The organism is Kitasatospora sp. NPDC041988, assembly GCF_055588525.1.
On the sequence record NZ_JBVJCO010000028.1, the window covers coordinates 121,702 to 139,554 of the forward strand.

18 protein-coding genes and 1 riboswitch are annotated in these 17,853 nt (G+C 72.4%); of the genes, 7 read left to right on the forward strand and 11 right to left on the reverse strand.

What is annotated here, in order from left to right:
* Positions 1 to 116 precede the first annotated feature (116 nt).
* Positions 117 to 671, forward strand: coding sequence for a hypothetical protein (locus tag ACZ6NC_RS26385; protein ID WP_465736240.1), 555 nt, complete (start codon positions 117 to 119; stop codon positions 669 to 671).
* A 259-nt stretch (positions 672 to 930) separates the two neighbouring features.
* On the forward strand, positions 931 to 2,904 hold the full coding sequence (locus tag ACZ6NC_RS26390; protein WP_465736262.1) for a HelD family protein: 1,974 nt from the start codon (positions 931 to 933) through the stop codon (positions 2,902 to 2,904).
* Between the two features lie 116 nt (positions 2,905 to 3,020).
* Here ACZ6NC_RS26390 and ACZ6NC_RS26395 read toward each other — a convergent pair whose 3' ends face one another.
* From ACZ6NC_RS26395 to ACZ6NC_RS26405, 3 genes are all read right to left on the reverse strand, one after another.
* Positions 3,021 to 3,707, reverse strand: coding sequence for a copper homeostasis protein CutC (locus tag ACZ6NC_RS26395; protein ID WP_465736241.1), 687 nt, complete (start codon positions 3,705 to 3,707; stop codon positions 3,021 to 3,023).
* A gap of 103 nt (positions 3,708 to 3,810) precedes the next feature.
* Positions 3,811 to 4,743 carry a hypothetical protein gene (locus ACZ6NC_RS26400; RefSeq protein WP_465736242.1) on the reverse strand — a complete coding sequence of 311 codons (933 nt, stop codon included), beginning with the start codon at positions 4,741 to 4,743 and terminating at the stop codon, positions 3,811 to 3,813.
* Positions 4,740 to 5,087, reverse strand: coding sequence for a PadR family transcriptional regulator (locus tag ACZ6NC_RS26405; RefSeq protein WP_465736243.1), 348 nt, complete (start codon positions 5,085 to 5,087; stop codon positions 4,740 to 4,742). The genes ACZ6NC_RS26400 and ACZ6NC_RS26405 overlap by 4 nt, the downstream gene beginning before the upstream one ends.
* 88 nt (positions 5,088 to 5,175) lie before the next feature.
* On the opposite strand from ACZ6NC_RS26405, the gene ACZ6NC_RS26410 reads away from it, so the two are divergent.
* Positions 5,176 to 5,823, forward strand: coding sequence for an HD domain-containing protein (locus ACZ6NC_RS26410; RefSeq protein ID WP_465736244.1), 648 nt, complete (start codon positions 5,176 to 5,178; stop codon positions 5,821 to 5,823).
* Here ACZ6NC_RS26410 and ACZ6NC_RS26415 read toward each other — a convergent pair.
* From ACZ6NC_RS26415 to thrC, 5 genes are all read right to left on the reverse strand, one after another.
* Positions 5,820 to 6,179 carry a hypothetical protein gene (locus ACZ6NC_RS26415; RefSeq protein ID WP_465736245.1) on the reverse strand — a complete coding sequence of 120 codons (360 nt, stop codon included), beginning with the start codon at positions 6,177 to 6,179 and terminating at the stop codon, positions 5,820 to 5,822. The two genes, ACZ6NC_RS26410 and ACZ6NC_RS26415, sit on opposite strands and share 4 nt — an antisense overlap.
* Before the next feature lie 129 nt (positions 6,180 to 6,308).
* Positions 6,309 to 7,931, reverse strand: a complete 1,623-nt coding sequence (gene groL / locus ACZ6NC_RS26420) for a chaperonin GroEL (protein WP_465736246.1) — start codon at positions 7,929 to 7,931, stop codon at positions 6,309 to 6,311.
* 324 nt (positions 7,932 to 8,255) lie between these two features.
* Positions 8,256 to 8,459 carry a cold-shock protein gene (locus ACZ6NC_RS26425; RefSeq protein WP_030289665.1) on the reverse strand — a complete coding sequence of 68 codons (204 nt, stop codon included), beginning with the start codon at positions 8,457 to 8,459 and terminating at the stop codon, positions 8,256 to 8,258.
* 693 nt (positions 8,460 to 9,152) lie between these two features.
* Entirely contained in the window at positions 9,153 to 9,431 is a 279-nt protein-coding gene (locus tag ACZ6NC_RS26430; protein ID WP_465736247.1) for a MoaD/ThiS family protein, read from the reverse strand.
* 31 nt (positions 9,432 to 9,462) lie between these two features.
* A complete protein-coding gene (gene thrC / locus ACZ6NC_RS26435) occupies positions 9,463 to 10,758 on the reverse strand; it encodes a threonine synthase (RefSeq protein ID WP_465736248.1) in 1,296 nt (431 codons plus the stop codon).
* Positions 10,759 to 10,775: 17 nt separating this feature from the next.
* Positions 10,776 to 10,907: riboswitch (SAM riboswitch) on the reverse strand.
* A gap of 200 nt (positions 10,908 to 11,107) precedes the next feature.
* Between thrC and ACZ6NC_RS26440 the strand changes: the two genes are divergently transcribed.
* Positions 11,108 to 12,115, forward strand: a complete 1,008-nt coding sequence (locus ACZ6NC_RS26440) for a glucosyl-3-phosphoglycerate synthase (RefSeq protein ID WP_465736249.1) — start codon at positions 11,108 to 11,110, stop codon at positions 12,113 to 12,115.
* A 38-nt stretch (positions 12,116 to 12,153) separates the two neighbouring features.
* Positions 12,154 to 13,623, forward strand: a complete 1,470-nt coding sequence (locus ACZ6NC_RS26445) for an alpha,alpha-trehalose-phosphate synthase (UDP-forming) (protein ID WP_465736250.1) — start codon at positions 12,154 to 12,156, stop codon at positions 13,621 to 13,623.
* Here ACZ6NC_RS26445 and otsB read toward each other — a convergent pair whose 3' ends face one another.
* Together otsB and ACZ6NC_RS26455 are read right to left on the reverse strand one after the other, a co-directional pair.
* On the reverse strand, positions 13,624 to 14,466 hold the full coding sequence (gene otsB / locus ACZ6NC_RS26450) for a trehalose-phosphatase (protein WP_465736251.1): 843 nt from the start codon (positions 14,464 to 14,466) through the stop codon (positions 13,624 to 13,626). It abuts the gene before it with no gap.
* 42 nt (positions 14,467 to 14,508) lie between these two features.
* Positions 14,509 to 14,769, reverse strand: a complete 261-nt coding sequence (locus tag ACZ6NC_RS26455) for a DUF3263 domain-containing protein (RefSeq protein ID WP_465736252.1) — start codon at positions 14,767 to 14,769, stop codon at positions 14,509 to 14,511.
* Between the two features lie 66 nt (positions 14,770 to 14,835).
* On the opposite strand from ACZ6NC_RS26455, the gene ACZ6NC_RS26460 reads away from it, so the two are divergent.
* Positions 14,836 to 15,180 carry a cupin domain-containing protein gene (locus ACZ6NC_RS26460; RefSeq protein ID WP_465736253.1) on the forward strand — a complete coding sequence of 115 codons (345 nt, stop codon included), beginning with the start codon at positions 14,836 to 14,838 and terminating at the stop codon, positions 15,178 to 15,180.
* 25 nt (positions 15,181 to 15,205) lie between these two features.
* Here the strand turns inward: ACZ6NC_RS26460 and ACZ6NC_RS26465 are convergent, their stop codons facing one another.
* A complete protein-coding gene (locus ACZ6NC_RS26465) occupies positions 15,206 to 16,477 on the reverse strand; it encodes an extracellular solute-binding protein (RefSeq protein WP_465736254.1) in 1,272 nt (423 codons plus the stop codon).
* Between the two features lie 349 nt (positions 16,478 to 16,826).
* On the opposite strand from ACZ6NC_RS26465, the gene ACZ6NC_RS26470 reads away from it, so the two are divergent.
* Positions 16,827 to 17,774, forward strand: a complete 948-nt coding sequence (locus tag ACZ6NC_RS26470) for an ROK family protein (protein WP_465736255.1) — start codon at positions 16,827 to 16,829, stop codon at positions 17,772 to 17,774.
* Positions 17,775 to 17,853: the final 79 nt, after the last annotated feature.

Sequence of the window (17,853 nt, forward strand, 5' to 3'; positions counted from 1 at the left end):
ATCCGGTACGACCGTCGGGACGAGTCCGCGACCTTCGGCGGCGGCCTTCCGACCTGGACCGGCCCGTGCCGCGTCGGGCAAGATGGCCGTCCGTCGACGTCACAGGGGGAGGGCCGGTGTCACCTCAGGAGCAGAGCGTCGCCGTGCAGGTGCTGCTCGCGGAGTACACGTCCATCAAGGACGAGCAGAAGCAGCGGATCGGGTTCCGGGACAATCTCATCTACGCCACGCTCGCGTCGCTGGCCGCCGTCTTGGCGGCGACCCTGCAGTCGGGCGGGCACCCGGAACGGCTCCTGCTGCTGCCCCCGGTCACGTTCCTGCTCGGCTGGACGTACCTCGTCAACGACCACAAGATCTCCTCGATCGGCCGGTACATCCGCGGCGAGCTGGCCCCCCGCCTCACCGCACTCCTCCCGGGCGAGAGCACGGTGTTCGGCTGGGAGGTCGCGCACCGGACCGACGAGCGGCGGACCAGCCGCAAGTACCTGCAACTGGCGGCCGACCTGCTGGTGTTCTGCCTCTCCTCGGCCGCCGCGATCGTCCTGTTCTGGGGGCACGACGGGAACCCGGGGTGGCTGACCGCCGCCTCGCTGGCCGAGTTCGCCGGGCTGGGCGTGCTGGCCTTCCAGGTGGTCAGGTACGCCGATCTGAAGCAGCACGGCGCCGGCTGAATAGCACCGGGGGCCAAGGCAGTCTAGGATCGTCCGTCTGCCCCCTCCCGAACCGTGGTACCTGCTGAGTCCCGCAGGCAGCCGGGGGAGGCGCCGACCGCACGGCAACCGGTCGGCTGTGTCCACCGTGAGCTCCAACGATCCGCTGCGCCCGTCTCCGGGGCAGCCGGGAAGGTTCGCTGTGCCCGCCACCCCCACCACCGACCCCCTCCAGCGCGAACGCGACCACCTGGCCGCCTCCCGGGCCGCCCTGCGCGCCATGCGGGAGGACGTCGAGTCGCTGGACATCCGCGACGTGACCGGCACCTGGGTCACCGCCGTCGTGCTGCAGAACCAGATCGAGGCCCGGATCGCCGCCCTGGCCGACCTCTCGCACACCCCGCTCTTCTTCGGCCGCCTCGACTACCTGCACGCGATCAGCGAGGAACTCTCCGAGGGCTCCGGCGGGGAGAACTTCTACATCGGCCGCCGGCACGTCCACGACGCCGGCGGCGACCCGATGGTGATCGACTGGCGCGCGCCGGTCTCCCAGCCGTTCTACCGGGCCAGCCGGACCGAGCCGATGGACGTCGACCGCCGCCGGCGCTTCGGCTACACCGGCGGCGAGCTCACCGCGTACGAGGACGAGCACCTTTGCGACCCGGCCGAGTCGGACTCCGCCTCCGCGCTGCTCGCCGCCGAGATCGAGAAGCCCCGCGTCGGCCCGATGCGCGACATCGTCGCCACCATCCAGCCCGAGCAGGACGAGATCGTCCGCGCCGACATCACCGGCACCGTCTGCGTCCAGGGCGCCCCCGGCACCGGGAAGACCGCCGTCGGCCTGCACCGCGTGGCGTACCTGCTGTACGCGCACCGCGAGCGGCTCGCCCGGACCGGCACCCTGGTGATCGGGCCGAACAACGCCTTCCTCTCCTACATCGAGCAGGTGCTGCCCGCCCTCGGCGAGCTGGACGTGGCGCAGGCGACCGTCCAGCAGCTGGTCGCGCACGTCGAGGTGAGGGGCGAGGACACCGCCGAGGCGGCCCGGCTGAAGGGCGACGCCCGGATGGCCGAGGTGCTGCGCCGGGCGGTGCGGGCCGGCATCACGCTGCCCACGGAGCCCTGCGTGGTGGTCCGCGGCTCCCGGCGCTGGCGCGTTCCGGTGTACGAACTGGTCGAGATCATCGAGGAGTTGAAGGGCCGCGAGATCCGCTACGGCGCCGCCCGGGACGCCCTGCCGCAGCGGATCGCACACGCCGTGCTGCTGAAGATGGAGCAGGGCGGCGAGGCCCCGGACGACCGGGTGCAGGACGCGGTGGCCCGCAACGCCGCGGTCAAGGCCGTGGTCAAGGAGTGCTGGCCGCTGGTCGACCCCGCCAAGCTGGTACTGCGGCTGCTCTCCGACCCGGAGTTCCTGGCCGCGTGCGCGGAGGGCGTCCTCAGCCCCGAGGAGCAGCAGGCGGTGCTCTGGCCCAAGCCCGGCCGCTCGGTGAGGACCGCCCGCTGGACACAGGCCGATGCCGTCCTGGTGGACGAGACCGCGGACCTGGTCCACCGCACGGCCTCGCTCGGGCACGTGGTGCTGGACGAGGCGCAGGACCTCTCGCCGATGCAGTACCGCGCGGTGGGCCGCCGCTGCACCACCGGCTCGGCGACCGTCCTCGGCGACCTCGCCCAGGGCACCACCCCCTGGGCGACGGCGAGTTGGCCGGACGCCCTGCACCACCTGGGCAAACCGGCCGCCCACATCGAGGAGTTGACCAAGGGGTTCCGCGTTCCCGAGGAGGTCATCGCCTACGCCTCCCGGCTGCTGCCCGCGATCGCCCCCGGCCTGGCCCCGGCGACCTCGGTCCGCGAGGCGCCCGGCTCACTGACGATCACCCGCGTCCCGGACGACGGGCTGGAGAAGGCGGTCGTCGAGGCCTGCCACCGGGCACTGGAGCACGAGGGCTCGACCGGTCTGATCGCCGCCGACGCGCGCATCCCGCTGCTCGCCGAGGCGCTCGACGCGGCCGGCCTGCCCTACCTCTCCCCCGGCGCCGAGACCAGCGCCGAGGCCCGGCTGACCCTCGTCCCGGCCTCGCTGGCCAAGGGCCTGGAGTACGACTACGTGGTGCTGGACGAGCCGGCCGCCGTGGTCGCCGGCGAGCCGGACGAGCGGACCGGCCTGCGCCGCCTGTACGTGGCGCTCACCCGTGCCGTCTCCGGGCTGGCCGTGCTGCACGCCGAGCCGCTGCCCGAGCAGCTGGACTGAGCAACTGGGCTGAGCCCGGCAGCACCCGAGGAGAAAGGGAAGGGGACCGGCATCGGCCGGTCCCCTTCCCACCGAGCCGACGGCCGCCGATCGCTCAGCCGTCGGCGCTTCCACGCTCAGCCATCGATCAGGGCACGCCACTCGGCGACCTTGCCCGCGTCCACCGGCGACTGCCACCCGTCGGCGCGGACCGCACCGCCGACGTGGAAGGCGTCGAAGCCGGCCGCCCGCAGGCCCGGCAGGTGTTCGGCCCGCAGCCCGCCGCCGATCAGGATCTGCTGGCCGTACCCGGGCTCGCCGGCCCTGGCCCGCTCGGCCGCGAGCACCTCCCGGCCGGCGTCCACTCCGCCGGCCGCGCCGGAGGTGAGGAAGGTGTCCAGCCCGGGCAGTGCGCCGACGGCCGCGCGGAGGGCGGCCCGGTCGACGCTGTGGTCGATCGCCCGGTGGAAGGTCCAGCGGCAGCCGGCCACCGCCTCGGCGACGGCCGCGGTGGCGGCCAGGTCGACGGCCCCGTCGGCATCCAGGAAGCCGAAGACGAACTCGTCCGCCCCCTCGGCGCGGAGCGCGGCGGCGCGGGCGCGCAGCTCGTCCAGGTCGCCGGGCGTGAAGCCGTCCCGGATGCGCAGCATGACGCGCAGTGGGAGGTCCACGGCGGCGCGGATCCCGGCGAAGTCCTCGGCCGACGGGGCGAGCCCGTCGGCGGCCATGTCCGTGACCAGTTCGAGCCGGTCGGCGCCGCCCGACTCGGCGGCCTGGGCGTCCTGGGGCGTCAGCGCGATGACTTCGAAAATTGGTCTAGACATATGCGAAGCCTGCCACATCCGCCCGGCGGCGGCGAGCCCCCCTGCGACCGTTCCGCCGGGCAGTCCGTCGGGCCTTCCACCGGGCGGGCGGGCGGCCGTCCGGTCAGGCGAAGCTGCCGGCGCCACCGGACCAGCCCCGGCGCCCGATCATCAGCGGCGCCGCCATCAGCGCCACCGCCACGGCGGAGATCGGCAGCAGCCGCCAGAGACCGCCGGTCGTCTGCCAGAGGGTGAACATGCCGAAGGTGACGGTCAGCGGCAGCACCGCGAGCCCGATCGCCGCCGGCACCAGCCAGCCGCGCAGCGCCGTCAGCACCAGGAGCAGCGGGACGACCACCAGCACGGCGGAGCGCGGGCCGTTCAGCATGTAGTGGGAGTCGAAGCCGCCCTGGGCGGCGAGCACCAGCCATCCGCCGACCACCGACGCCAGCACCAGGGCGCGGGTCCGCCAGGTCGGCTCGCCCAGCAGCTCCCGCGGCGCCGCGATCACCAACAGGCCGGAGAGCATGAACGGCATCGCCGAAGAGGCGACGGCCAGGACCCACCAGGCGTCGATCCGGTCCACCACGAGGGCTTCCTTCATGCCGAGCAGTCCGGCAGCCATCACCGCCACCGAGATCACCCGCGCCTCCGTCCACCGCCCCAGCAGCGCGGCGAGGGCCAGCAGCAGCGACGCCACCGGCTGCGCGAAGGCGGCCACCAGCGTGACCACCGACGAGGTGTGCTCGAACCGCCAGGCGAGCTGGTCCGGGTCGCTGACCCACGGGTACAGCCCGGCCCCCGCGACCGCCCCGGCGATCAGCGGCGCGGCCAGCGCCAGCAGCCGCCCGCCGGTCGAGAAGGCGGTCAGCCGGGTGCGCACCCGCAGGCCGTACGCGGCGAGGTCGAGCGCCTCCCGGACGACGGCGGGCTTCCCGGCCTCGGCCGTGGTGTCGGAGAAGACGGCGGCGAGTTCGTCCCCGCGCTCACGGCGGTAGCGTGCCGGGTAGAACTGGAGCGCCGCCTTCATCGCGACGGTCGGTGTGTTCATGGTCATGCGAAGGTCCCCCTGACCCTCGGGCGAAACCCGGAGAGGCGGCGTTCCGCCTCGGTGGCGACGGCGCGCAGCCGTTCCGCCTCGGTGGCGAGGGCGGTCCGGCCGGCGACGGTCAGCGCGTACGTGCGCCGGGCCCGGCCGTCCACCACCTCCTCGGCCGCGACCTCGATCAGGCCCTGCTGGAGCAGCCGGTCGAGGGCGCCGTAGAGCGTGCCGGTGCGCATCGCGACCCGGCCGCCGGAGATCGCGGCGACCTCCTGGATCAGCGCGTAGCCATGTCTGGGAGCGTCGGCCAGTGCGGTGAGCAGAAGCAGCGTGGGCTCCTGCATGGAGCGTTCGGTCATGGAACTACATATATCGTCAAACTACATATAGGTCCAGTGGAAGCCCCCCGCCGAACCCCCGGCGAGCCGGGCCACCACAATGGCTCCCATGCCGACGGACGACCTGCTCACCGCCTGGACCGCCCTGCTGCGCCGCTGCGGCGCGAGCGCCGACCCCGAACCGTACGGGCGCGACCTGCTGCGCCGCTGGGCCGAGCCGCAGCGCCGCTACCACACCACCGACCACCTGCGGGCGATGCTGCACCAGGTGGACGCGCTGGCCGCGCACGCCGAGGCCCCGGACACCGTCCGCCTCGCCGTCTGGTTCCACGACGCCGTCTACCGCCCCGACCGCTCCGAGAACGAGGAGCGCAGCGCCACGCTCGCCGTCCGGGCACTCACCGAGGCCGGCCTCCCCGAGCAGCGGACCGCCGAGGTGGCCCGGCTGGTCCGGCTCACCGTCACCCACCACCCGGAGCCCGGCGACCGCGACGGCGAGGTGCTCTGCGACGCGGACCTGGCCGTCCTGGGTGCCACCCCCGAGGCGTACGCGGTGTACGCGGCCGCCGTCCGGGAGGAGTACGCCTTCGTCCCCGAACCGGACTTCCGGGCCGGCCGGGCGGCGGTCCTGCGCCAACTGCTCGCACTGCCCGCGCTCTACCGCACCCCCACCGCCCACGCGCGCTTCGACACCCCGGCCCGCGCCAACCTGGCCGCCGAACTCGCCGCACTGGAGGGCCAGGAGCCGGAGGGCTAGGACAGGTGCCCGACGGGCGCCACGACCATGCCCTCCTTGCCGCAGACCCAGTGCGGGTCCGGGCCCAGCTCGGGTTCGACGCCGAGCGCGTGCGGGTCCCCGTCGGCCGCACAGGAGGCGCAGAGCGGCCAGCGGCCGTAGGCCTCCAGCAGCGCGTCCTGGACGTCCTGGGCGACCAGCCCGAGCACGTACTCGGTGCCGTCCGGCCACTGCTCCAGCCACCAGCGGCGGTGGGTCACGGCCGTCTCGACCAGCGACACCACGGCGGCGTCCGCCACGTCCTTCGCGGTCAGGTCGGCCAGGATCAGCGCCCGCGCGTTGTGCAGGGCGGTCTCGATGTCGTCGGAGGAAGCCATCCGTCCATTGTCCCAAAGAGCGTCCGTCCCGAAGAGCGCCCGCCCCGAAGAACGTCCCGAAGAACGCCGCACGGGCGGCTCCCCGAGGGGAACCGCCCGTACGATCAGGAACCGACCGACCCCGGAGGATCAGAAGTCCATGTCACCGCCCGGCATGCCGCCGCCGGCGGCCGCGGCGGCCTTCTCCGGCTTGTCGGCGATGACGGCCTCGGTGGTGAGGAAGAGCGCCGCGATGGAGGCGGCGTTCTGCAGCGCGGAACGGGTGACCTTGGCCGGGTCGATGATGCCCTCGGCGATCAGGTCGACGTACGTGTTGGTGGCCGCGTTCAGGCCGTGACCGGCGGGGAGGTTGCGCACCTTCTCCACCACGACGCCGCCCTCAAGGCCGGCGTTGGTCGCGATCTGCTTGATCGGGGCCTCCAGCGCCACGCGGACGATGTTGGCACCGGTGGCCTCGTCGCCCTCGAGCTCCAGCTTGTCGAACGCGACACCGGCCTGCAGCAGCGCGACGCCACCACCGGCGACGATGCCCTCCTCGACGGCGGCCTTGGCGTTGCGGACGGCGTCCTCGATGCGGTGCTTGCGCTCCTTGAGCTCCACCTCGGTGGCCGCGCCGGCCTTGATGACGGCCACGCCGCCGGCCAGCTTGGCGAGGCGCTCCTGGAGCTTCTCGCGGTCGTAGTCCGAGTCGCTGTTCTCGATCTCGGCGCGGATCTGGTTCACGCGGCCGGCGACCTGGTCGCTGTCGCCGCCACCGTCGACGATGGTGGTCTCGTCCTTGGTGATGACCACCTTGCGGGCGGTGCCCAGCAGGTCGACGCCGGCGTTCTCCAGCTTGAGGCCGACCTCCTCGGAGATCACGGTGCCACCGGTGAGGATGGCGATGTCGCCGAGCATGGCCTTGCGGCGGTCGCCGAAGCCCGGGGCCTTGACGGCGACGGACTTGAAGGTGCCGCGGATCTTGTTCACGACCAGGGTCGACAGGGCCTCGCCCTCGACGTCCTCGGCGATGATGACGAGCGGCTTGCCGCTCTGCATGACCTTCTCCAGCAGCGGGAGCAGGTCCTTGACCGAGCCGATCTTGGAGTTGGCGATGAGGATGTACGGGTCCTCGAACGTCGCCTCCATGCGCTCCAGGTCGGTGGCGAAGTAGGCGGAGATGTAGCCCTTGTCGAAGCGCATGCCCTCGGTGAGCTCGAGCTCCAGACCGAAGGTGTTGCTCTCCTCGACGGTGATGACGCCTTCCTTGCCGACCTTGTCCATGGCCTCGGCGATGAGCTCGCCGATCTGGGTGTCGGCGGCCGAGATGGAGGCGGTGGAGGCGATCTGCTCCTTGGTCTCCACGTCCTTGGCCTGGGCCAGCAGCTGGTCCGAGACGGCGGCGACGGCCTTCTCGATACCGCGCTTGAGGGCCATCGGGTTGGCGCCGGCGGCGACGTTGCGCAGACCCTCGCGGACGAGCGCCTGGGCGAGCACAGTGGCGGTGGTGGTGCCGTCACCCGCGACGTCGTCCGTCTTCTTGGCGACCTCCTTGACGAGCTCCGCACCGATCTTCTCGTACGGGTCCTCGAGCTCGATCTCCTTGGCGATGGAGACACCGTCGTTGGTGATCGTGGGGGCGCCCCACTTCTTCTCCAGCACGACGTTGCGACCCTTGGGGCCGAGCGTGACCTTCACTGCGTCGGCGAGCTGGTTCATGCCACGCTCAAGGCCGCGGCGAGCTTCCTCATCAAAGGCGATGATCTTGGCCATCAGAAGTGGTCCTCCGGGACACGGTCGACTGCTCGGACCAAGGGGTGCCCGCGACGGACGGCCCTGGTGTGCGGGGGTCCTTTCCCCTACCGCTCCCGGGGGCCTCACCGACCCGGTCCGCTGTCACTCTCACGCTGTGAGTGCTAACGCCAATGATTAGCACTCTGGGTGGGCGAGTGCAAGCCCAATGGGCAACCCGCGAGCCGTACCGGCCACTCCCCGGACACGGCGACGGGCCCGTGCGACGCGTGTCGCACGGGCCCGTGGCGAAGCAAGAGGTGCACCAGCCGATGGGCCGAGCCGAACTCCTGGGTGCCGGAAAGGTCAGACCGCCGCGCGGACCATGTCCGCCTGCGGGCCCTTCTGCCCCTGAGAGATCTCGAACTCGACCCGCTGGCCCTCCTCAAGGGTGCGGTAGCCGTCCATCTGGATCGCGCTGTAGTGGACGAAGACGTCCGCACCACCGTCGACCGCGATGAAGCCGTAGCCCTTCTCCGCGTTGAACCACTTGACGGTGCCCTGAGCCATTCCGAACTCCCCTAGTGCTGTGCTGGCCCTTCACGCGCCCGCAGGTCGCGGGCCCGGGTCTGGTTTGAGGCCGGCCCGGGGAACCCCCCCTGGGCGCAGCCGTGCACGCCACAATCCCCCGCCGAGACCATCGGACGGTGTCCGATGAAGGGGCGATTGCGTCGACCGCGGCTGAATGTATCCGGATCGACGCCCTCTGCAACAGGGCCAGCCACCGGGAATTCCCCCGGCCCGTCAGGGGACAGGACGGACCAAAAGCTCAGGAACTTCACATTTCACGCCGGACATAGCGGACGAATTACCCAAATGCCCTCAAGAATTCTGACATCGGCCTGACATGTTTCACGGCCGCGGGCCCGGCGCCGGTCTCAGCGGCCGGACAGACACCGGCGGTACGGGCGCGACAGGGGGGCGACGACCGGGGTGAGGGGGAGGGGAGGCCCTCTTCCCGGCCGAGCGACACTCTACTCCGACTGGCCCGGTAAATATTCCCGCCGGAATGCGGCGCGCGGCGACGGCCGGGGAAAACGACCGGGCAGGCGGCCTGCAAAGCAGCACCGGAAGCGTCCGGGAACTCCCCGGGAACGCCCGGGAACGCCCGGAAGCACTCCAGGAAGCGCTCCGGGAAATGCGACGGCCGTCCGGGTGTACGAAATTCCGTACACCCGGACGGCCGTCCGTCAGTGGCGCGGCTCAGCAGCCGCCGGCCACCGCGGGAATGATCGAAACACTCGCGCCGTCCGCGATCCCGGTCGCCAGGCCCTCCGCGAACCGCACGTCGTCGTCATTGACGTAGACGTTCACGAAACGGCGCAGCTTGCCGGTGTCGTCCAGGATCCGGGCGGCGATCCCGGCGTGGTTCTTCTCCAGGTCGGCGATGACCTCGCCGAGGGTGGAACCCTCGGCGGCCACCTCGGCGGCGCCGCCGGTGTAGGTGCGCAGGATGGTCGGGATGCGGACGTTGGCGCTCATGGGGGCTTCTCCTTGCGGCGGGGTGGAGGGGTCAGGCGGACGCGAGACCGGCGTCGCGGAACGAGGCCAGCGTCGGGCGGATGACGGCGGTCATCCCGGCGTCGGAGACGGCGTCCAGCGTCTTCAGGCCGTCGCCGGTGTTGATCGCGACGGTCTCCTTGGCCGGGTCCAGCTGCCCGGTCTCGACCAGCTTCTTCAGTACTCCGACGGTCACCCCGCCCGCGGTCTCGGCGAAGATGCCCTCGGTCCGGGCCAGCAGCTTGATCGCGGCCACCACCTCGGCGTCCGTCACGTCCTCGACGGCGCCGCCGGTGCGGCGGGCGATGTCCAGCACGTACGGGCCGTCGGCCGGGTTGCCGATCGCCAGCGACTTGGCGATGGTGTCCGGCTTGACCGGGCGGATCACGTCGCTGCCGGCCTTGTAGGCCGCCGACACCGGCGAGCAGCCCGCCGCCTGGGCACCGAAGATCCGGTACGGCCGGTCCTCGACCAGACCGAGCCTGACCAGCTCCTGCAGGCCCTTGTCGATCTTGGTCAGCTGCGAACCCGAAGCGATCGGGATCACGATCTGCTCCGGCAGGCGCCAGCCCAGCTGCTCGCAGATCTCGTACGCCAGCGTCTTGGAGCCCTCGCCGTAGTACGGGCGCAGGTTGACGTTGACGAAGCCCCAGCCCTCGCCGGCCGGGTCGCCGATCAGCTCCGAGCAGAAGCGGTTCACATCGTCGTAGTTGCCCTCGATGCCGACCAGCTCACCGCCGTAGACACCGGCCATCACGACCTTGCCCTGCTCCAGGTCGTGCGGGATGAACACGCAGGACTTGAAACCGGCCCGGGCGGCCGCGGCGCCCACCGCACCGGCCAGGTTGCCGGTCGAGGAGCAGGAGAGCGTGGTGAAACCGAACGCCCGCGCCGCCTCGATCGCACAGGCGACCACGCGGTCCTTGAACGAGTGGGTCGGGTTGCCGGAGTCGTCCTTGATGTGCAGCTGGGCGGTGAACCCGAGCTCGCGGCCCAGGTTGTCCGCCTTCACCAGCGGGGTCCAGCCGGGGTTCAGGTTGGGCTTCCCGGCCACATCGGCCGGCACGGGCAGCAGCGGCGCGTACCGCCAGATCGACGCCGGACCGGCCTCGATCCGCTTGCGCAGCTCCTCCGCGGCCTCACTGCCGAAGTCGTACGCGATCTCCAGCGGCCCGAAGCACTCCAGGCAGGCGAAGCTCGGACCGAGCGGGAACCGGGAGCCGCACTCGCGACAGGACAGCGCGGCGGCGGGGCCGAGGTCAACGGTTACGGGTGCAGCGCCGGAAACGCGAGTCGCAGTGATAGCCATGATGGCGGAGGCCTCTCTCCTCATCTTCCCCGTGGCGCGGTCGCGCCACAGGCCGGAATTGGCACCTGTCCCGCCGGGGCCCGTGACGGCCGCGCGAGAAGGTTGCCGGGACGTCAACGGGCCGTTCCCTCAGTCCCTCTGGATGAGCTCTGTGAAGTTGTTGGTCTTGCTCAACGGTGACCCCGGCGTGCGAAGGTCCGACCGCTGTACGAAGACTGTATCCGAAGGCGTCAACCCTGAACGGGACCGTCCGCCACGCGAGATGACCCGTCCCAGCCAGTCCCGACCCGCCCGATCCCGACCCAGCCCGACCCAGCCCGTCCCGACCGATCCCGCCGAGGAGAGACCCGTGCCCGCCGACCCGACACCCGAGCTCCTCCCGCAGGCGGCGTCCTGGCTGCGCCGCCGCTCGTGGAGCGCGGCCGACCGTCCGGTGCGCACCCTGCTGGACGCCAAGCGGGCCGCCGGCCGCGCGGGCACCGTCAGCGTCGTCCTGCCCGCCCTGGACGAGGAGGCCACCGTCGGCGACATCGTCCGCACCATCCGCCGCGAGCTGATGGAACGCCTGCCACTGGTCGACGAACTGGTCGTGATCGACTCCGGCTCCGCCGACCGCACCGCCGCCGCGGCCGCCGAGGCCGGCGCCCGGGTGGTCCACCGCGACGACATCCTCCCCCGGCTGCCGGCCGCCCCCGGCAAGGGCGAGGTGCTCTGGCGCTCGCTGCTGGTCACCAGCGGGGAGATCGTCTGCTTCGTCGACGCCGACCTGCGCGAGTTCGACCCGGCGTTCGTCTCCGGCATCATCGGCCCACTGCTCACCGAGCCGGAGATCCAGCTGGTCAAGGCCATGTACGACAGGCCGCTGGAGACCGACGGAGCCGTGGTGCCGGCCGGCGGCGGCCGGGTCACCGAGCTGGTCGCCCGCCCGCTGCTCAACCTGCACTGGCCGGAACTCGCCGGTTTCGTCCAGCCCCTCGGCGGCGAGTACGCGGCCCGCCGCTCCCTGCTCGAACGCCTCCCGTTCCCCACCGGTTACGGCGTCGAACTCGGCCTGCTGGTCGACGCCCTGGAGACCGCCGGCCTGGACGCCCTCGCCCAGGTGGACGTCGGCGTCCGCCACCACCGCCACCAGGACGGCCAGGCGCTCGGCCGGATGGCCGCCACCATCTACCGCACGGCACTGGAACGGCTCGACCGCACCCACCGGCTCAAGGCCTCCGCCGACCTGGTGCACCCGCTGCTCACCCAGTTCACCCGCGACCCGGAAACCCGCGCGTTCACCGCCCACACCCACCCGGTCACCGCCCTCGAACGCCCTCCGATGCACACCGTCCCCGAGTACGCCACCCGGCACTGAAGGGTTTGGGTCCGCAGACCCCCGGCAACCAACCAGTCATGGGCGATCTCACGACCGAACGTTCGAATCCGACCGGCACCGCCCCCGTCCTGGTGGCCTCCAACCGGGGACCGGTGTCGTTCAGCACCGCGGACGACGGCACGCTGACCCTCCGGAGAGGAGGAGGCGGCCTGGTCTCCGGGCTCTCCGCCATCGACGACCCCAACGCCGTCTGGGTCTGCGCGGCTCTGGGCGACGCCGACCGCCGGGCCGCCCGGGAGGCACCGGACGGCCGCCTCGACCGGGCCGGCCACGACGTCGGCGGACAGGCCGTCCGCATGCTGGACATAGACCCGGAGACCTTCGCCCGCGCCTACAACGGCGTGGCCAACTCGACCCTCTGGTTCGTCCACCACCTGCTCTACGCCACCCCCACCGCCCCCTCCTTCGACGCCGGCTTCCGCACCGAATGGCAGGCCTACACGGCCTACAACACCGCCTTCGCCGACGCCCTCGCCGCCGAAGCCGCCCCGGAAGCGGCCGTCCTGGTGCAGGACTACCACCTCTCACTGACCCCGGCCCTGCTCCGTGCCGCTCGGCCCGACCTGCGGATCGGCCACTTCTCGCACACCCCCTGGGCCCCGCCCGAGTACTTCCGGCTGCTGCCCGACGACGTCGCCGAGGCCGTCCTCACCGGCATCCTCGGCGCCGACCGGGCCGGCTTCCTCACCCGCCGCTGGGCCCTGGCCTTCGCCGACTGCTGCGAGCAGCTCCTCGGTGCCACCGTCGACCGCACCGAGCTCACCGTCACCCTCCGGGGCCGCACGACCCGGCTGGGCGTCCACGCCCTCGGCGCCGACGCCGACTTCCTGCGCGAGCGCTCCCACCGCCCGGACGTCGACGAGCGCCTCGCCACCCTGCGCGAGGCCGTCGGCGACCGCCGCACCGTCGTCCGGGTCGACCGCACCGAGCTGAGCAAGAACATCGTCCGCGGCTTCCAGGCCTACCGGCACCTCCTGCACACCCACCCCGAGTGGCAGGACCGCGTCGTCCACCTCGCCTTCGCGTACCCGTCCCGCACCGACCTCGCCGAGTACCGCGAGTACACCGCCCGGGTCCGGCAGCTCGCCGCCGAGATCAACGCCGAGTTCGCCACGCCCACCTGGCAGCCGCTGATCCTGCACGTCAACGACGACTTCCCGCGCTCGCTGGCCGCCTACCGGCTGGCCGACGTCGCCCTGGTCAACCCGATCCGCGACGGCATGAACCTGGTCGCCAAGGAGGTGCCCGTGGTCTCCGACCAGGGGTGCGCGCTCGTCCTCTCCCGCGAGGCCGGCGCGTACGCCGAGCTGGCCGACGACGCCCTGACCGTCAACCCGTACGACGTCGTCGCCACCGCCGAGGCCCTGCACGCCGCGCTCACCATGCCGGCCGGCGAACGCACCGACCGCACCAAGCGCCTCGCCGCCGCGGCGACGGCGCTGCCGCCCCAGCAGTGGTTCCTCGACCAGCTCGACGCCCTCGGCTGATCACCCCCGCCGGCCGAGCTCCGCCCCCAACCGCTCCAGCAGCTCCACCACGCCGGCCGGGCCCTCGACCACGAGGTCGGCCCGGTCGGCGAGTTCCCTCACCGGGGCGTCCCCCACCGCGCCGCTGCACACCAGCAGCCCGGCCACGCCCTCCGCGCGCAGCTTCTCCACCGCCGCGAAGGCCGCCACATCCCCCAGGTCGTCCCCCGCGTACAGCACCGACCGCGCGCCCCGCTCCCGCAGGAACCCGGTCAGCGCGGCCCCCTTGTCGACCCCGGGCGGCCGCAGCTCCAGCACCAGCCGGCCCGGTTCCACCACCAGCCCGTGCTCCGCGGCCAGGGCCTCCACCGGCGCGCGCAGCAGCTCCAGCGCCTCCTCCGGCGCCTCCGTCCGCCGCGTGTGCACCGCCAGCGAGCGCCCCTTGTCCTCCACCCACGTCCCCGCCGGCGCGCCGGCCCGCGCCAGCGCCCCGTCCAGCACCGCCCGCACCGCGTCCACCCCCGGGTGCACCGGCGGCGCCGTCACCACGCCGCCCTCCCAGCGCTCGGCCCCGTAGTGCCCCAGCACCACCACACCGTCGATCCCGTCGAACCCGCCGTACTCGACCGCCAGTCCGGCCGGACGGCCGGTGACCACCACCGTCGCGCCCACCCTGGGGGCCAGCCCGCGCAGCGCCCCCACCACCCCGGGGTGCGCGCGCGCCCGGCTGGGATCGGCCACGATCGGCGCCAGCGTCCCGTCGAAGTCCAGCGCCACCACCGCGTCGCGCGGCGAGGCGAGGACCGCCTCCAGGCCCTGGCGTCCGGCGTCGGTCCTCAGCAGCAAACTCTCCTCAAGCCCCATGCCGGGACCCATACCCACCCGCGCCCGCGGAAGCACCCCCGGCTACCGGGCCCCCCGCCGGGCCTCCCGCACCCGCCGCAGCCGGTTCACCAGGACCGGCGCGTGCGCCAGCGCCTCGGGCCGGTCCAGCAACGCGTTCAGCAGCTGGTAGTACCGCGTGCCGGAGAGCCCCAGCTCCTCCCGGACGGCCCGTTCCTTGGCCCCCGCCGTCCGCCACTGGCGCCCTTCGAGCTCCAGCACCGCCAGGTCGCGCTCGCTCAGCTCGCCCACGCTCCACCTCCGCCCACCGCTACGGAGTGTCATTCTCCCCCGCGCACCCGACACACTCTGCGCCCCGCACGACGCCCGCTTCCCCACTAGCGTCGGTCCATGACCGAAAGTTTCGCGCTGCACATCCCCACCGCCGACCTCGACCCCGACCCGCTGGACCAGGCCCAGATCGTCTCCGGCACCCCCGAGGTCTCCGGCCGCGTGCTCTCCGAGTCCCCCGACGGCCGCCAGCTCCGCGGCATCTGGCAGATCACCCCGGGCGTGGTCACCGACGTCGAGGCGGACGAGCTGTTCGTGGTGCTGAGCGGCCGGGCCACCATCGAGATCGAGGGCGGCCCGACCCTGCACGTCGGCCCGGGCGACTGCGCCGTCCTGCGCGCCGGCGACCGCACCACCTGGACGGTCCACGAGACCCTGCGCAAGGCCTACGCGATCACCCTCTGACGCGGTACCCCGGCGGCCCCCGGGTTCACTTCCGGACCCGGGCGGCCTCCTTGACCGCGGCGTCCTGCAGCCCCTCCAGCACCGGCTTGGCGTCGCCGGTCACGGCCCCGCCGATCCCCGCCTTGATCCGGTTGCTGACCTCGACCCAGGCCGGGTCCCCGAAGGGGTAGAAGCTGGCGTTGGTCAGCCCGGACGCGAACTGCTTCAGGTCCTCGTGCTTGCCGTCCGCGGTCATCTCCGTGAAGGCGTCCTGGGTGACCGGCAACAGGTTGTACGTCTCGTCGAACTTGAGCTGGTTGTCCTTCGCGTAGACGAAGCTCAGGAACTTGCGGATCTCGTTCTTGTGGCCGTTGGCCTTGAACGCCATCATCCAGTCGGCCACCCCGAGGCTGCCGGTCCTGGCCAGGCCGTCCTTCCTGGGGATCGGCGCCGTCCCGAAGTCGATCTTCGCGTTGGCGGCCATCCGCAGCAGCGTCGGGTGCCCGTTCAGCATCGCGACCTTGCCCGCCGTGAAGTCGGTGAACACCGGCGTCCGGTTCATCTTGCCCGGCTCGGGGTACGTCAGCCTGGCGTCCACCAGATTGGTCTTCAGCCAGCTGAAGGTCGCCTGGTTCTGGGTGCTGTCGATGGTGTAGTTGCCGACGTCGTCGGAGAGGCTGCCGCCGCCGCTCAGCGTCCAGAGCATCGACTCGGCCGGCGCCTCCTCGGGCCCGAGCGGCAGCCCGTACGGCGTGACCCCGGGCACCTTGGCCTTGATCTTCTCGGCGGCCTGCTTCAGCTCGTTCCAGGTGGCCGGCGGCTGGGTGATCCCGGCCTGCCGGAAGATCGCCTTGTTGTAGAAGAGCACCCGCGAGGAGGAGACGAAGGGGATGCCGTACTGGGTGCCGAGCACCTGCCCGGCGTGGTTGAACGACTCCATCATGTTGGCCTGGGTGTCCAGCGAGAGCACGTCCGCGGAGGGGTAGAGCCGGTTCGCGGCGACCTGGTCGGCGAAGCCGCCGGTCTGCACCAGGTCGGGGGACTTGCCGCTGCCCACCAGGTCGTTGACCCGCTTGCCGATGTCGGTCCAGCCGACCACCTCGACGTCCACCTTGATGCCCGGGTTGCCGGTCTCGAAGCGGCGCGCGACGTCGTCCCAGTACTGCCTGGAGCTGGTCGCCGCGTCCTCGCCGTAGTCGGCCGCCACCAGCTTGAGGGTGACCGTCTTGTCGTCCTGGCCGCTGCAGCCGGTGAGCAGCAGCGCTCCGGCCAGCGCGGTGCCGAGCAGCCGGGTGGGGGCCTGGGCGCGCCTGTTCAACGCGGGTACCGCCTTCGAGGGTGAAGAAGAAAGCAGCCGGACGGGTGGAATCCGACAGGTGGGAGCGCCACACTGCCAAAAGCCCTGCACAGTGGTCCAGACCTCCGGGCCGTACCCGCCGGGTAGTTATCGAAGTGCGGAGGTCGTTGCACGATGCGCAATGAATCGAGGCGGACCAGGCGCGAACCCGCCCGGATCCGGCCCGGGGCCGGACCGCCGGGAGCCCACGACGGCGCGCGCAAAGTGCCGCACACCACATGGTTCTGCGACAAAGCTCACCTACTTTGGACCAGACCAATCCGACAACTGGACTAGACCTCTCCGACCCAGTCAAGGGAAACTGTCCTCCGTGAAGCACGTCATCGCACTCGATGTAGGCGGCACCGGCATGAAGGCCGCGCTGCTCGCCCAGGACGGCTCCGTGCTGTTCGAAGCACGCCGACCGACCGGGCGGGAGCACGGCACGGACGCCGTCGTCGCCGCCATCCTCGACTTCGCCGCCGACCTGGCGGACGAAGGCCGCAGCCGCTTCGGCGCCGCCCCGCTGGCGGCGGGCGTCGCCGTCCCGGGGACGATCGACGAGAAGAACGGCATCGCGGTCTTCTCCGCCAACCTCGGCTGGCGGGACCTGCCGCTGCGCAAGCTGCTGGGCGAGCGGCTGGCCGGTCCGGGCGGTGTCGCGATGCCGGTCGCCCTCGGCCACGACGTACGGTCCGGCGGTCTCGCCGAGGGCCGCCTCGGCGCCGGCCGGGGCGTCGGACGCTTCCTGTTCATCGCGCTGGGCACCGGCATCGCCGGCGCCATCGGCATCGACGGCCGGATCGAGGCCGGCGCCCACGGCTACGGCGGCGAGATCGGCCACGTCGTCGTCCGGCCGGGCGGACCGCAGTGCGGCTGCGGCGCCCGGGGCTGCCTGGAGACCCTCGCCTCCGCCTCCGCCGTCTCCCGCGCCTGGGCCGAGGCCAGCGGGGACCCCGACGCCGACGCGGCATCCTGCGCCGTCGCGGTGGACGCCGGGGACGAGCGCGCGGTCGCGGTCTGGCAGCACGCGGTGGACGCCCTCGCCGACGGCATCGTGCTCGCCCAGAGCCTGCTCGACCCGTCCACGGTGATCGTCGGCGGCGGCCTCGCCGAGGCCGGCGACACCCTCTTCACGCCCCTGCGCGCGGCCGTCGGCGAGCGGCTGACCTTCCAGATGCCCCCCGAGGTCGTACCCGCCATGCTCAAAGACACCGCCGCTTCCCTGGGCGCGGGCCTGCTCGCCTGGGATCTGCTCTCCTTGGAGGTGACCGCGTGACCGCGCGGATTCAATCAGCGGCGCCGCCGCGGGGCACCGCCCTGTCCGGTGCCCGCCTCGTCCTGCCCGGCGGTGTCGT

Coding starts and splice junctions, on each gene's coding strand:
- ACZ6NC_RS26390 (WP_465736262.1), top strand. CDS start 931: ATGCGGGAGGACGTCGAGTCGCTGGACATCCGCGACGTGACCGGCACC.
- ACZ6NC_RS26395 (WP_465736241.1), bottom strand. CDS start 3,707: ATGTCTAGACCAATTTTCGAAGTCATCGCGCTGACGCCCCAGGACGCC.
- ACZ6NC_RS26400 (WP_465736242.1), bottom strand. CDS start 4,743: ATGACCATGAACACACCGACCGTCGCGATGAAGGCGGCGCTCCAGTTC.
- ACZ6NC_RS26405 (WP_465736243.1), bottom strand. CDS start 5,087: ATGACCGAACGCTCCATGCAGGAGCCCACGCTGCTTCTGCTCACCGCA.
- ACZ6NC_RS26410 (WP_465736244.1), top strand. CDS start 5,176: ATGCCGACGGACGACCTGCTCACCGCCTGGACCGCCCTGCTGCGCCGC.
- ACZ6NC_RS26415 (WP_465736245.1), bottom strand. CDS start 6,179: ATGGCTTCCTCCGACGACATCGAGACCGCCCTGCACAACGCGCGGGCG.
- groL (WP_465736246.1), bottom strand. CDS start 7,931: ATGGCCAAGATCATCGCCTTTGATGAGGAAGCTCGCCGCGGCCTTGAG.
- ACZ6NC_RS26425 (WP_030289665.1), bottom strand. CDS start 8,459: ATGGCTCAGGGCACCGTCAAGTGGTTCAACGCGGAGAAGGGCTACGGC.
- ACZ6NC_RS26430 (WP_465736247.1), bottom strand. CDS start 9,431: ATGAGCGCCAACGTCCGCATCCCGACCATCCTGCGCACCTACACCGGC.
- thrC (WP_465736248.1), bottom strand. CDS start 10,758: ATGGCTATCACTGCGACTCGCGTTTCCGGCGCTGCACCCGTAACCGTT.
- ACZ6NC_RS26445 (WP_465736250.1), top strand. CDS start 12,154: ATGGGCGATCTCACGACCGAACGTTCGAATCCGACCGGCACCGCCCCC.
- otsB (WP_465736251.1), bottom strand. CDS start 14,466: ATGGGGCTTGAGGAGAGTTTGCTGCTGAGGACCGACGCCGGACGCCAG.
- ACZ6NC_RS26455 (WP_465736252.1), bottom strand. CDS start 14,769: ATGACACTCCGTAGCGGTGGGCGGAGGTGGAGCGTGGGCGAGCTGAGC.
- ACZ6NC_RS26460 (WP_465736253.1), top strand. CDS start 14,836: ATGACCGAAAGTTTCGCGCTGCACATCCCCACCGCCGACCTCGACCCC.